The 14,281-nt window shown below is 42.4% G+C and carries 8 protein-coding genes; 3 read left to right on the forward strand and 5 right to left on the reverse strand.

Annotated features, from left to right (window positions below; translation table 11 throughout):
* Nucleotide 1: 1 nt before the first annotated feature.
* Complete coding sequence (locus NQ505_RS02120; RefSeq protein WP_008997945.1) at nucleotides 2-1,018, forward strand: GNAT family N-acetyltransferase; 1,017 nt, start codon at nucleotides 2-4, stop codon at nucleotides 1,016-1,018.
* Nucleotides 1,019-1,100: 82 nt separating this feature from the next.
* On the opposite strand, the gene NQ505_RS02125 is transcribed toward NQ505_RS02120, so the two are convergent.
* The 5 genes from NQ505_RS02125 to NQ505_RS02145 all read right to left on the reverse strand — a co-directional run bounded on the left by NQ505_RS02125 (nucleotide 1,101) and on the right by NQ505_RS02145 (nucleotide 8,590).
* Nucleotides 1,101-2,234, reverse strand: coding sequence for a glycoside hydrolase family 88 protein (locus NQ505_RS02125; RefSeq protein ID WP_008997946.1), 1,134 nt, complete (start codon nucleotides 2,232-2,234; stop codon nucleotides 1,101-1,103).
* 4 nt (nucleotides 2,235-2,238) lie between these two features.
* A complete protein-coding gene (locus tag NQ505_RS02130) occupies nucleotides 2,239-3,534 on the reverse strand; it encodes a BNR repeat-containing protein (RefSeq protein WP_008997947.1) in 1,296 nt (431 codons plus the stop codon).
* A gap of 9 nt (nucleotides 3,535-3,543) precedes the next feature.
* Entirely contained in the window at nucleotides 3,544-4,584 is a 1,041-nt protein-coding gene (locus tag NQ505_RS02135; protein ID WP_032853289.1) for a glycoside hydrolase family 43 protein, read from the reverse strand.
* A gap of 222 nt (nucleotides 4,585-4,806) precedes the next feature.
* Nucleotides 4,807-6,540 (reverse strand): BNR repeat-containing protein, encoded by a 1,734-nt coding sequence (locus NQ505_RS02140; RefSeq protein WP_008997949.1) that lies wholly within the window; start codon nucleotides 6,538-6,540, stop codon nucleotides 4,807-4,809.
* A gap of 49 nt (nucleotides 6,541-6,589) precedes the next feature.
* Nucleotides 6,590-8,590, reverse strand: coding sequence for a DUF2264 domain-containing protein (locus NQ505_RS02145; protein ID WP_008997950.1), 2,001 nt, complete (start codon nucleotides 8,588-8,590; stop codon nucleotides 6,590-6,592).
* A 206-nt stretch (nucleotides 8,591-8,796) separates the two neighbouring features.
* On the opposite strand from NQ505_RS02145, the gene NQ505_RS02150 reads away from it, so the two are divergent.
* Together NQ505_RS02150 and NQ505_RS02155 are read left to right on the forward strand one after the other, a co-directional pair.
* Complete coding sequence (locus tag NQ505_RS02150) at nucleotides 8,797-11,388, forward strand: helix-turn-helix domain-containing protein (protein WP_008997951.1); 2,592 nt, start codon at nucleotides 8,797-8,799, stop codon at nucleotides 11,386-11,388.
* An 82-nt stretch (nucleotides 11,389-11,470) separates the two neighbouring features.
* Nucleotides 11,471-13,951: a glycoside hydrolase family 31 protein gene (locus NQ505_RS02155; protein WP_085938513.1), complete on the forward strand. Its 2,481-nt coding sequence runs from the start codon at nucleotides 11,471-11,473 to the stop codon at nucleotides 13,949-13,951.
* The last annotated feature ends 330 nt before the right edge of the window (nucleotides 13,952-14,281 follow it).

The following is a 14,281-nucleotide window of genomic DNA, read 5'->3' on the forward strand; positions in this document are numbered from 1 at the left end:
TATGATGATAAAGGAGCAAGTAAAAGCATTGTGGAAAGTCTGTTTTGACGATAGTGAAGAATTCGTCGAGATGTACTTCAGACTACGCTATAAGACAGAGGTGAACGTTGCCATCAAAAGTGGTGATGAGGTAATCTCTGCCCTTCAAATGCTTCCTTATCCGATGACTTTTGGTGGAGAGACTGTACAAACCTCCTATATTTCAGGAGCCTGTACGCATCCCGATTTTCGAAGCAAAGGAGTCATGCGAGAGCTTTTATCACAGTCTTTCGCCCGGATGTTACGGAATGGAGTACACTTCAGCACATTGATACCGGCAGAACCTTGGTTGTTTGATTATTATGCCCGTATGGGATATGCTTCGGTATTCAAGTATTCAACTAAAGAGATCGTTTTGCCCGAGTTTATCCCTTCTAAAGAGATAGCAGTCAGTGTTGTTTCAGAATTTCAGGAGGAGGTCTATTCTTATTTGAATAAGAAGCTTTCCGAACGGGCTTGCTGTATTCAGCACACACCGGAAGACTTTCAGGTTATTATGACCGATCTTGCCATTAGTGGAGGTTATTTATTTGTAGCCAGACAGGAAAACGAGATCAAAGGAATAACCATTGTATATAAAAGAGACAAACATATCATTATCAATGAACTTTGCGCTGATGATAAGGATGTGGAATATAGTTTATTGTATGCGATCAGGAAGCACACCGGATGCAAGCGCATGGTTCAACTACTGCCTCCTGAAGATAAACAGCCTCAACATCCGCTAGGCATGGCACGCATCATCAATGCCAAAGAAGTGCTGCAAATCTATGCCGCGGCTTTTCCTGAAGATGAAATGCAGCTGGAATTATCGGACAAACAATTGTCTGTAAATAACGGCTATTATTACCTGTGCAAAGGAAAGTGTATGTATAATACCGAGCGACTGCCCGGTGCACATATACAAATGAATATTAGCGAATTAACCAATAGAATACTTCAGCCGTTAAAGCCATATATGAGCTTGATGCTGAATTAAATTTTAGGCACGGATTACGCTGTTGACTTATATTAAGGTATGCCTCTAAGAGCTGTGAAATCCGTGTAATCCGTGCCTGTATTTATTTATTCAAATAACGAACCCGTTCGCAGGCTGCCAATAGAAACGCACCTACTCCAAAATTCGAAGTTGAGTTTGCGTCTACCACCTGACCGGGTATCGCTTTCTCACCAATCGGTTGCACATAACCAATCTTGCCATCAGGCTGCAAAGCAACTGTTGAGAGATATTTCCATGCTTTTTCAACCACCGGCTGATATTCTGCAGCATCCAGGAAACCGTTATTGATTCCCCATTGTAAACCATAGGTAAAGAAAGCCGTTCCACTGGTTTCCGGTCCCGGTGCATGCAGCGGATCGAGCATACTGCGTGTCCAGTAACCTTCCGGCTGTTGACAAGCAGCAACCGACTTAGCCAGGGTACGGAAACGATCTATATATTCCGGACGATACTTATCTGTTTCAGGAAGTTCTTTCAAGACTTTTGCCAATCCGGCCAATACCCAGCCGTCTCCACGTGCCCAAAAATCCTTTTTGCCGTTCACACTCTTGTGTTTAGGATACACGTATTTTCCATCCCGATAATAAAGTCCGGCCTCTTCATCATACATAATACTATCAGCATAGGCGAGGTATTCATGCAGTTTCTCCAAATAGAGCGGATTCTTAGTAATGTTATACATCTTTGTCATGACCGGCATGACCATATACAAGCCATCTGCCCACCACCAATAATCATGATTGGGGGTACTCACCTGATATTCCATCACTTCGCGGGCACGGGCTATTTTCTGTGTATCCGGTTCCAGATTATAGAGATCGGCATACGTCTGGAAACAAATCTGATAGTCACCGAAAAGCACATAATCATCACTTTCACCGTAACTGTACTTCCAGTTTTCCTTATGATCTGATTTTGCCCCTTTCCATTCATTATGTTCCGCCCAGGCTTTCGAATATTCCAAATACTCCGGCTGCTTAGTCAAAAAATAAGCTTCCATATTTCCGGTGTGATAGGCGGCATTATCCCAAAAAGAACGTCCGTGTTCCGGATGATTCGTCTGCCAATAATTATTCACTTTATGAATGGTGTTTATCACTTCTTCAGCAGAAGCATCCTTCTTATCCGTACAACTTGCACAGATTGCACCGCCTAGAAAGAGTGCAGAAAAAAGAGTTGCATATAGTTTCTTCATATCTTTATTTATTTGTATCCATATTCGTTTCCAATACATATATCATTTGAGGCTCAATTTCCGCTGTGCGTTCACCGTCTCCCTGACGGGTGTGTTGTACAAAGAGATGCAGTTTCCGCTGCTTTTTCCAAAGTTCCGTATCATGAGAGGGTTCCCAGGCATCCACCGAAAAATCCGTCAGATCCGTTATCGTCCACTTACTCGTACCCACATCAGTCGCATGTGCCATCGACACACGGCTTCCCCGTTCTTCGTCACGGAAAATATAAAAGACTTCTCCACCCTCTACCACAATACGCGGACGGGCAATAGGGATCATTTTCGTACCTCCACCTTTCAAGGTAAAAGGTGTCTGGCGATCGGTTATCTGCCGTTGATGCCACATCTTCCCGTCATTCCAGACGATGCGGTATTGAGGAACATCACTATTGGGTTCCCGCCAATAAGTAGCTATATACGGATTTCCTCCCGCATCGGCACTCATACTCGTCTGATTAATCAACTCACAGTTTTGAGGTAAACGACAGGCATACTCCGCATTGGACAATTTGATCGGGAGTTCATATCGTTCTCCACTCGTCTTATACCAAGTTACCCCATTATCAAAAGAACGGGCATAACAAATATCATGGTTTGTTTCCACATGCCAGGTCTCGCGCCATACCCATGAAAGATGAATCGTCCCTTTCTCATCAACATATAACTGCCAATAGGCATTCCGTTTATTTTCCCCGTCGATCAGTATATCCTGCACACGAGTCCATTTATGTTCTTTCAGCGAATAACGGTTCATTACCAGATTTCCACGACCCGAAGAACCGGAGCGGTAAACAAACAATAAATCTCCTCCGGATAAAGGATAGAACTCCGGATAGGTGACATTTGCTTCGTCAACTCCGGTCATGGGCATTTTATCCCCCAGTTCCAGAGAACCGGGAGCAATGCTCCGGCAATAATTCAATGGATGTCCGTGATGGTCAAAAGATACGTGTATATACCCTTCTCCATCTATCATCATGCTAATTATATTATGAGCATCCTTCACATTTCCCTGATATTGGGTGCGATGTAATGTCCATTGTTCCGAATCCAGTTTCCGCTTTCCAAGTACCAGATAGCCATCGTTATCGTAATAACTGATATATTGTTCATCACCGTGTGTAACCAGCGAATTATTCCGAAAGACCGTCGTATTGACCGAAGTACAGCTATACCCCTTTCCCACTTCAACCAAATGCTGGGAACAGGCAATAACGGGAACGAGCATTATTCCGCAAAGTAGTAGCAGTATCCGTTTCATATTTATTTTTTATTTGTCAAAGATAGAAAGGTTCCATTTTTCATGCCAAGGGATAGTTATTTTCCCATCTTTTACCAACACAGGCAGCCATACATAACGGGAATCTTCCAAATCCTTCTTCTTCCAACGGTCGAACATGGCAATATATGCATTCTTCTTTCCGACAACAGGCTGGACATAAGTACTCTGGGCATAAAACGTTTTATCCGCATCCGGTCCCGTACAAGGATTTCCGATTGTCTTCCATGTTCCCATAATAGAATCGGCTACTGCGATCTCGGCTATATTAGGATCCCAGCCAGTACAACCGGAACTCAACATATAATATTTACCATTATATTTAAATACTGCCGGAGCCTCTCTCGATTCTTTTACGAAATTGCGTGTAAAACTTCCGCTCGGTTTCAGATAATCATCAGTCAGAAGGCTGATATACATCGTTTCATTATTTTCTGAAGAATAAAACTGATAAGCACGTCCGTCATCATCCACAAAAACAGTCTGATCGCGGCTCATCGCATTGTTCGGACGAAAACTTCCCTGATAAACGAACGGACCGACAGGAGAATCGGAAACTGCCACTCCGGCACAAGCCTTACTGTAATCAGCACTTTCCACATGGGCCCACATTACAAATTTGCCCGTTTTCTTATTATAAACCACTTTCGGACGTTCCAATACTTTGGAGGGATGCAGGTCATGATTCGGATCGTCTTTAACTGCCGGAAGCACAATACCCTCAAATTTCCAATTCAGCAAGTCTTTAGAAGAGTAACAACCTACTCCGGTCACATCCGTACGATAACACTCCCACGTAGCCCAGTCAGGCAAAATGGTTTTCCCTTTCTTGTATTCGCCATACCAATAGTAAGTGCCGTTATGATATAAAAGTCCACCACCATGGGCATTGATCGGATTCCCGTCCGTATCTTTCCAAACTTCACCGGGGATAAACTCCGTATACTTCTGTGCATGCACTGATACAGGCAGTAATGATATACAAACCACCCCTAATAATATAAACTTAATTATTCCACAATGTCTATTCATATTCATGATATTAAATAAGATTTCTTGTCTACAAAGATAGATGATACATAAAATATAAAGGTCTACTTATATGTCAAAAAAGGGCTAAAAACAATCATTCTCTATTAAATGTATGATATTATGGAGAATTTGTACTTCGAACTTAGTCCTCATTTATTATATAATACGATATAAACGAGGATTCCACTTATTAGCCCACTCCATAAAAGAGTTCGCTCACTTTCAATCAAAGTCAATTCTCTGATCGAGCAAGTCATTTATATATACACATAAAACACCTTTCTTATATTCCATCCTCAAACGAACCTCCCCATATTTCTGCGGAGTATACCACTTGCCACCGGTTCCACGAGCCTGTGTTTTCCAACAATCCGATGTTCCCAATACATTTGTGCTGGTATATACCTTCCCTTTATATCTGATTTCAGGTTTCATCGTTTCTCCGTTTAGATAATATTCCAGATCACCGAGTTGCAACAAGCAACCTTGATAATTATCTGCGCCAAGAGTAATCGTCTGTTCCAGCACAAAAGGCTTTTCAGGATTAAATCGTATTTCTTTGCCGGATGCCGCTATCATCTTCTTCTTTTTTCTATCGGGGAATCCTTTGAAGTCGCAGGCTATTCCTGTAGAATAGCCTTGTGGATGTTGTAAACTGACAATCCAATCATAATAGTTGCCATACATCCAAGTCAGCCGCAATGGGGTACCCTCTGAAGCCGGTATCATATAAGGACGGACATTATTCAGTTGCGAGTCTTTTGTGACTGCCTCCTTAGAAATAACCTCTCCATCTTCACTCATGATAAATCTTACAATCTCATACACCTTACCATATTTTCCCTCTACCGGTAATGAGCAATATACCTCATTAACATTCGACGGATCGATAGCCATACCGGCACTATAACACTTTTCTAAATTCGGCGTCTGATGAAAATGTCCACCGGCATTAATAAGAAAAGTCTTTTTCCACTCGTGTCCGTTCCATTTTGCATAGTAATAATCATGAGATTCTTTATTATCGCTGATACGTACCATTACTATCACCGGATTTCCGTTCCTGTCCGAAGCTATTTGCCATACCCAGTCACGTTCAGAAGGATTATCCACTACCGTAGACGGGTATTGTTTCGCATAATCACCTGTCTTGTTCACCTTAAATGTGCCGTCGGCAATAGTAGAAAGTACGGTTCCCCTGACATCAGTCAACTGCAATGTTTTGATATCGATATAATTAAAATAAAGGAAGTTGGGAAGTTCATTATCCGGATGTCCCGTGGTGTAAGTCAAATAAATCTTATCTTTCCCGTTAGACATGTATTTCGCATACGGACGGGCGCCGGTAGATTGTACGATTTGATACGGTCCCCATACTACATCCACCTCATCTTTGTCGTCCGGTAATGAAAGCTTGGCAATAGTCGGATGCCAACCGATTCCACGCCAGCATAAATAAATATGTTCAGGATCATCCGACAGAATAAACGGAGAAGGATAAGTCGTATTATTTTTTGTTTCAATCCTCTTTTCTTCACCTAAAGTAGTAATATCCCCCGGTATTCGGGAGACTCTGTAATAAAAACAAGGTTCATCCGTATGTCTTGAATAGAAAATCATGATTCTTTCATCGGGCAATACAAGAAAAGTGGGATTGTTATGATCGTCCGGCTGAAAATACGAACGGATCAATACTTCTTCCTGTTCCTTCTTTTGAAAGTCATACTGCATCGCCTTTATATTACCATGAATATCGATGTAACCGATATATGTCTTATTTATAGTTCCCTCCTTGTTTTCATAATGCAAGGCTCTCGGATCGGCAAACCAACACCAAGCTCCTTCAGCTGCAACTTGATACCCGCCGCCAGTAGGATTATTTTCTACATTTTGGGCATTCAAATGAAAGCTACACAGATATAAAACGACAAAAATCCAAACAATCTTCTCTTTCATGATAGCAATATGTTTCTTAATTAAATATCAGTTACTTGAATGGGATTCATTACTCAAACGAAATAGTTTTTATTTCACCGTTTGATAAACAAACCGTCACCTGTTTCTTATCCTCTGACACATGGACAGATTTCACCGGTGTCAGCTCTTTTGAAGTAAAACCTCTTTTCTCATTCTTCTTCCATAATTGAAGTGTCACATATATTTTTTCACCGGATAACTGATCGGAAACCATATTTAATGCACATTTCTCACTTACAGGATGCACTCCCTCCGGATATACCGTATATGTTTTCTCCCAACCTGTCAATGGTATCATTGCCAATTCATATTTTCCGTTAGAGAGTACCGGAATATTCTGTTTACCCACCTTACAACCTGTTTCCTTTATATCGGAATCCAGACGAGGCAGGGAATAATGTCCCAAACAGATCTCCGTCGGCTCTGAAACGGAAACTTTATCTATCCGCAAGATTCCATCCGGCAGAGGAATATCCGCCAACTGATACTTCACAGTGCTATCCGTTTCGAGCACAGCGTCACGACGATAAATTCCATTTTCGAAACTTTTGAACGTATACAACCGCAACACTTCCCATTCCCCTTTTTTATTCCTTGTTCCATAATTCATGGAAATCTCCCCATTCTTCCCATCTGCCATCCAGGGGAACTCTGTATGGTAAGCCAGTTTATTATAATTTTCGGTACTCCGGAATTTCTGCCAATCTTTTGCCACAGTCTCATGACACCATGAACGCATTTCAGATCCGCCACAATTCGGGTAATTGGTTATCAATAGATTAGTTCCCTGCTGGAACTTATTATACACTTCCCCTTTTTTCAGTTCTTTCTCCCAAGGACCGTTATTTTCTGTAGCCGACCAATAGTTAGAGTTTTCCGGCAACAACAAACTAAGAAAAGCTTTTCCGCACCAATAAACACTACCCCGGCAACTATAAATCTGAACAGCAGGAGCAAAAGGTCCGTAGAAACCCATTGTCGGAACACCATCTTCCAGAAATTCCGGACGTTCTAAAAATTGCAACAACGTAGAAGAAGCTATCCTTCTCATCCATCCATAATTCACATTACCACTTTTGTCATATTCATACAAAGACAAAGGAGCAGTAACGGCAAAACGATAACAGATACTCCGTCCCCACATATTCATCCTACCATCACGGCTAAACAGAAATGGATAATTATCAACCATGTCATGCTGATTTTCCATAAACAGCCTTGCATATTGAGGGTATTGTTTCTTCCCGAACATTTCCGCCCAAATAGGTCCGTAAGTCTGATAAGCCCACGCACTATAATAGTCATAAGCCGGAGCATCATTGTACCAGCCTTCACCCCGATAGCGTGCAAGAAGTTTTTGCAGGTTCGACTCCAGGTAGCTTTCATTCACGGCATATCCCTGATCTTTCAGAAAACTCAAGATAAAGACATTGAAAAACATCCAGTTGGAACCAATAGTCGGTCCCTCTCCATAACTCAACATGGTAGCAGCCAGCGAATCTTTCTGTTTCTTAGTGAGAGGATTCCATAACACTTCCTGTGCAGCTTTCATCGAGATTGCCAAAGAGCCCAGTTCCAACAATGTCTGACTGGGACCTCCCGTACGATGCGGAATATAGCTCCTACTTTCAGGGTTAGAGATATTTATCAGTTGATAACGATAATAGTCTGCCACTTTTATCCCGTTCATCTCCAGTTCTGGATTATCTTTCAAAAGAGGAGCAGCTACAAATAGAGTCCGTGCCAGACCTTCCAGCTTTGCTACCGGAATTTCTCCCGTATTTCTCGGATATGTTTTATCCAGCTGTTTCGGAAAATACATTTGATCGTCTAATGTATGTATATAGTTAAATGCACCTTTTAATAAATACTCGCCTGCCTGTATCCAGTGCTGACGAGTCATTCCCGTATAAGGGCTTTTCTGATAATCCGGCTGCCAGACGGTGAATATGTTTTCCTGCGCAAAGACCACAGAGAGTTTTAATGATAAAATAGCAAACAATAAAAATAATGCAAATCTTGCTTTCATGGTAATGATATGTTTATAATGTCAGATTCATCGCAAAAGTAAAGCTTTATATACAAACATTCGTCTGAATATCATTCATAAAAGCCCAAAATTAAGTCAAAATGCCACTTTTTATCAGCTGAATGATAAATAACTGCCTTTAACAGATAGAAAAGTCGTGCTTCATAAGCCGACTTTTTTTATCTTTGTAATCTTGAAACATAGCCATGACTACCAATAGTTTGAGAAACATATGGATTCTGCTCTGCTTATTTTTCTGTTTCAGGATGACACCGTTCATATATGCCGGTGAATTCCTGTTCACCACCATCAATGCGTCGCAAGGATTGAGTGATAACCAAATACGTTATATCCTCCAGTTGCCCGACGGAAGAATGGTATTCACCACCAGCGGTAATGTAAATCTATACGACGGTGTACATTTCAGCTATCTTCACCGCACCACGGAATACGTATATCCATTAAACCAATATAACGGGCATTACCGCATTTACCAGAGTGGGGATTCTCTGTTATGGATTAAAGATACTCACAAACTGATGTGCATTGACCTGTACAGAGAGGAATACATTCCTGATTTAGATGCTTACTTTAAGAACAGAGAGATACAAGCCCCCGTAGAAGACCTTTTTGTAGACGATTCAGGACACATCTGGCTACTCATAGCTAACGAATTACTGGAATTAAACAACAAAACCCGTATAACCTTGCCCGGCAAGTATTCCGGAAAATTGCAGGACCTGAATGCCGACAGTACCTCCCTATATTTATTCTATGACACAGGCGAAGTGTCCTGTTACCACATAGCCGACCAAAAAACCGTATACAACATAGCCGCTTATCCTGCATCCGAACAGGCTGAATATCAAAATACTTCTCTCGTCGTCAAAAGTGCAGACGGCTTCTATCAACTACGCAACGGGCGTAAAGGCGGTTTATTCTATTTCAATAGCCACAAGCGCACATGGAAAAAACTCTTCGAACAGAACTATACTCTCAACACCCTTATCATTACCCCTAATGGTGAGAAAGCCTATATCAGTTGCGTTCACGGGTTTTGGATGATTGACCTCCATACAGGAACACAAAAATACATCCCCCTATTGGAAACCGGAAACGGACAGATTGTCTCTACCGAAATCAGCACTATCTTTCAAGACCGACAAGGAGGGTTATGGCTCGGAACTTTCAATCGGGGATTATTATATCATCACCCGTCCATGCATAAACTGACTCATATAGGTCGCAATGCATTTCCCGTCTCCCCGGAAGAAGAAATCAATATTGAATCTTTCGCCGAAGATAAAGATGGAAATATCTATCTGAAAGCTCATTCCCGAATTTATCGACTGACAGCTAATGAACAAAAATCCTATGTATTAAAGTCAGCAGCTATCCCGTCTGTCTCTCCTGAAATACTGAATCGGTTGAACCCCAACAAGAACCATCATTTCAGAAATAAAGTATACAATACATTATATACCGACACACGCGGATGGACATGGGCAGGAACTCCTGACGGACTGGAACTTTTTACCAGCGAAAACGACTCTGCCCCACGTATCTTCTATCGTGAAAACGGATTGAGCAATAACTTTATCCAGGGCATTATTGAGGACAAATATCGAGACATCTGGGTAACGACCAGTAACGGTGTCACACGCATCCACATAAATCCGGAGAATAAGAACATCAGTTTCACCCGGTTCAATCAGTTGGACGGTGCTTTGGACGGCGAATACATAAAAGATGCCGTATTCAGTTCTTCCGACGGTACTCTCTATCTGGGTGGTATTGATGGCTTTAGCATATTCCATCCCGACAAGGACTCCATTCATCCGATGCTTCCTGATCCGCCGGTTTTCACAGCCTTACGCTTGTATGGAGAGAAAGTGAATACTGGAAAAGAATATGGCAACCGCATCATCCTGTCCAAGGCTGCTCCTTATACAACCGAAATCGAACTGGACTATAACCAAAACTTCCTGACTTTCGAATTTTCGGCATTGAATTATATCAATCATGAACGCACATACTACCGTTATCAACTGGAAGGTATCGACTCGCAATGGATGAGTACATTTGCAGGAAGACAGGGAAATGCGACTGTAGGGAAAGGTCTTCTTCAAGCTGTTTACACCAATTTACCACCGGGAGATTATACATTCAAAGTCATGGCCTCGGACAATCCTCTTCAGTGGAACGGCAAAGTGACAGCAATAAAATTAACCATCCATGCACCGTGGTGGAAAACAACCACGGCTTATATCCTGTATGCAGTCATTTTATTACTGATTGCTTTCACCGGTAGCCGATTGTATATCTATTGGAGCAGAAAGGAAATGGAACGCAAGCATAAAGAAGAGATTCTATTACTCCGTATCCGCAACCTGATCGAACAAAATAATTCTCTAACCTGTGGCATAGAAGAAACGTCTCCCGACCATCAGCAACAGGACACAGAAGAATCTGCATTTCTGGCACAAGCCATCAAACTGGTGGAACAGAATCTGCACGTCAATGGCTATTCGGTGGAGCAACTAAGCCGCGACCTCTGTATGGAGCGAACGGGATTATACCGCAAACTGGTGACTATGCTCGATCAGTCTCCCAGCCTCTTTATCCGTAACATTCGTCTGCAACGGGCAGCACAACTGATAACAGAGGGCAAGCTAAGTATTACAGAAATTGCGGAACACACAGGTTTTAGCAGTTCCAGTTATTTAAGCAAATGTTTTCAGGAAATGTATGGATGCCGCCCGTCAGAATATGCCGAAAAAGCGAAGAAATCAACGTGATTACTGTTTGTTTCAACCTGATTGTTGTCCGTTTTGCTTGCCTCTGCCCTACTTTTGCTGCATCATAAAGTACTTAAAAACCATGAAAATGAATCTTATTAGAAAAGCCGGTTTCTTGCTTGTATGTGCAACAATGGTTGCAGCAGGCAATGGTACAGCACAAAATGTACAGCGTACCTCACAAGGCATCAAGTGTGCCACACAGGGGATGGATGTCAACGTAGAGTTTTATTCACCCTCCATTGTCAGGGTTTATAAGACGCCCAGTCAGAAATCTTGCAATAAAGAAAGTCTGGTCATTGTCAAAACGCCCGAGTCGACTCCTGTTTCTTTCGGTGAAAAGGGGAAAAATGTGACATTAAGCAGCCGTCTTATCCAAGTGGAAGTGAACCCGGAGACTGGTGGTATCCATTTTTTCGATTCGTCCGGGCAACGTCTGTTGACGGACAAGGATTACGGAACACAATTCACTCCTTTCAATGATGCAGGTGTTCCGTCTTTCAATGTCCGCCAGGCCTTTTTGCTGGATAAAGACGAAGTAATCTACGGTTTGGGACAGCAGCAGACGGGTAAAGTGAACCAACGCAATCAGAAACTGTTTCTCCGCAATCAAAATATGAGTATCTGCATTCCATTCATTCATTCCGTCAAGGGATATGCCCTTTATTGGGATAATTACTCTCCTACTACTTTCCTCGACAATCCGCAAGAGATGTCGTTCGACTCGGAAGTAGGCGATTGCGCTGATTATTATTTCATTTACGGCGGCAATGCGGACGGTGTAATAGCCGGAGTGCGCGAGCTGACCGGTCAGGCCCCGCTCTATCCGCTCTGGACACTGGGATTCTGGCAATGCCGCGAACGCTATAAAAGTCCGGACGAACTCTGCGAAGTAGTAGATAAGTACCGTGAACTGAAAGTACCTTTGGACGGTATCATCCAAGACTGGCAATATTGGGGATGCAACGAAAACTGGAACTCGATGAAATTCCAAAACCCACGCTATATCAACAAAATGGGTGATCCGGAATACATGAAATTCCTCCCGAACGGAGAAGACAGAAATGCTAATTATGGAACGCCACGCATCAAAAGTCCGAAAGAAATGATCGACTATGTACATAAACAGAATGCACATATCATGATTTCAGTATGGGCCTCGTTCGGTCCGTGGACAGAGATGTACCAGAAAATGGATAGCCTGAAAGCATTGCTTCACTTCGAGACATGGCCTCCCAAAGCCGGAGTAAAACCTTACGACCCGTTCAATCCGACAGCACGCGATATGTATTGGGCAGAAATGAAAAAGAACATCTTCGATCTCGGTATGGATGGTTGGTGGCTCGACTCTACCGAGCCGGATCATCTGGAAATCAAGGACAAAGATTTCGACACCCCCACTTATCTAGGTTCATTCCGCAGAGTGCACAACGCTTTCCCTTTGATGTCCAACAAGGGTGTATACGAACATCAACGTGCTACCACTTCCGACAAGCGGGTATTCCTGCTCACACGTTCGTCTTTCCTAGGACAGCAACGTTATGCGTCACATTCATGGAGCGGCGATGTAGTCTCCACCTGGGAAGTGATGAAGAAACAACTGGCGGCAGGACTAAATTACTCACTATGCGGCATACCATACTGGAATACCGACCTAGGCGGCTTCTTCGCTTGGAAATATAACAATAATGTACACAATATCGCTTATCATGAATTGCACGTGCGCTGGTATCAGTGGGGAGCATTCCAGCCGATCATGCGTTCACACAATTCCAGTCCGGTAGCTGTGGAAATATACCAGTTCGGCAAGAAAGGAGACTGGGCTTATGACGCACTCGAAAAATATACTCACCTGCGCTATCGCCTTTTGCCCTATCTCTACAGCACTTCATGGGAAGTTACCAACAAAGCGGGCAGCATCATCCGACCACTCATGATGGATTTTCCTAAAGATAAGAAAGTTCTTGAGATGGATACAGAGTATATGTTTGGCCGTAATTTCCTTGTCCGCCCCGTAACTGATTCGCTTTATACATGGCAGGACGACAAACAGAACGGCTATCAGAAGAATATGAATAAAATAGGAAAGACAGATGTTTATCTACCCGCAGGTGCCCAATGGATTGATTTCTGGACCGGAAAAAGCCTGAAAGGCGGACAAACCATCCAGCGTGAAGTGCCTATCGACATCATGCCGGTCTATGTCCGTGCAGGTTCTATCCTACCCTGGGGACCGGCTGTACAATATTCCACCGAAAAGAAATGGGATAATCTGACACTTCGCATTTATCCGGGTGCCGACGCTGAATTTACTCTTTACGAAGATGAGTTCGACAACTACAATTACGAAAAGGGAGCATACACTACCATTACCATGAAATGGAATGATAAAGACCGTACCCTAACGATTAACGACCGGCAAGGTAACTACAAAGGAATGCTGAAAAATCGTAAATTCAACATTATCATTGTAGAACCGGGAAAAGGTTGTGGTGACGGTGATGCTACGACATTCGATCAATCTGTTTCTTATAGGGGAAAGAGAGTAGACTTAAAATTATAAAGTTTCAACTTTACAAATACAGCCTTCACCCTTCACAATGCCCTATTCATCGGCATTAGCGGGTGAAGGCTGCTCTTTCATCCGCCTTTCACCCTCCGTTTTCTTAACCCTGTATAATTCTTCTCCACCTGTTACTTCTAAAGACATATCTAACCTGTTTCCCACTCATTACTAACTAACTTCTTTTTCATTAATAACAAACTTTCTTTTGATTACTGGTAAACTTCTTATTACCAGTATGTAAACTTGCTTTTCATTAAATGCAATCTATAATTGCAAGTTGCGTTTATAAAAACAAAAGCTTTGATTATATAAATGCAAGTTTCATTT

This window comes from Bacteroides sp. D2, assembly GCF_025147085.1.
Classification (GTDB): Bacteria; Bacteroidota; Bacteroidia; order Bacteroidales; family Bacteroidaceae; genus Bacteroides.

Bases quoted from the DNA above. Each gene is read 5' to 3' on its own strand.
- NQ505_RS02150 (WP_008997951.1), top strand. From the start codon at position 8,797: ATGACTACCAATAGTTTGAGAAACATATGGATTCTGCTCTGCTTATTT.
- NQ505_RS02120 (WP_008997945.1), top strand. From the start codon at position 2: ATGATGATAAAGGAGCAAGTAAAAGCATTGTGGAAAGTCTGTTTTGAC.
- NQ505_RS02140 (WP_008997949.1), bottom strand. From the start codon at position 6,540: ATGAAAGAGAAGATTGTTTGGATTTTTGTCGTTTTATATCTGTGTAGC.
- NQ505_RS02130 (WP_008997947.1), bottom strand. From the start codon at position 3,534: ATGAAACGGATACTGCTACTACTTTGCGGAATAATGCTCGTTCCCGTT.
- NQ505_RS02135 (WP_032853289.1), bottom strand. From the start codon at position 4,584: ATGAATAGACATTGTGGAATAATTAAGTTTATATTATTAGGGGTGGTT.
- NQ505_RS02125 (WP_008997946.1), bottom strand. From the start codon at position 2,234: ATGAAGAAACTATATGCAACTCTTTTTTCTGCACTCTTTCTAGGCGGT.
- NQ505_RS02145 (WP_008997950.1), bottom strand. From the start codon at position 8,590: ATGAAAGCAAGATTTGCATTATTTTTATTGTTTGCTATTTTATCATTA.
- NQ505_RS02155 (WP_085938513.1), top strand. From the start codon at position 11,471: ATGAAAATGAATCTTATTAGAAAAGCCGGTTTCTTGCTTGTATGTGCA.